Origin of the sequence: Vibrio sp. 1151_11 (assembly GCF_029478525.1) — a bacterium.
GTDB lineage: Bacteria > Pseudomonadota > Gammaproteobacteria > Enterobacterales > Vibrionaceae > Vibrio > Vibrio anguillarum.
Genome location: NZ_SHMN01000130.1, coordinates 1 through 296, shown reverse-complemented (window position 1 = coordinate 296; position 296 = coordinate 1). Strand labels below are relative to the sequence as shown.

Genomic DNA, 296 nt, shown 5'->3' with positions numbered 1-296 from the left:
TGTATTTGGCGGTCCTCTACTCACAATTTACTTAGCACGCTTTAATAAGAAAGCCGTACTGGCTGGGCTAATGGTGTTGTTTATCCTCGGCAACATATTGTCTGCTTTCGCACCAAACTACTTTGTGTTGATGGTAAGCCGAGTGATCACTGGCTTGGTTCAAGGTCCTTTCTACGGCATCGGTGCCGTGGTAGCGACCAGTTTGGTTTCAGAAAAAATGGCAGGTCGCGCGGTCGGACAGATGTTCGCGGGCTTAACACTGGCTAACGTTTTAGGTGTGCCTAGCGGTACTTGGA

Annotated in this window: 1 protein-coding gene; it reads left to right on the top strand. The window is 49.0% G+C overall.

All coding sequences use genetic code 11. From position 1 onward, the window contains the following. Positions 1-296, top strand: a 296-nt coding sequence (locus tag EXZ60_RS19075; RefSeq protein WP_277436167.1) for an MFS transporter, incomplete at both ends; no start/stop codon positions are given.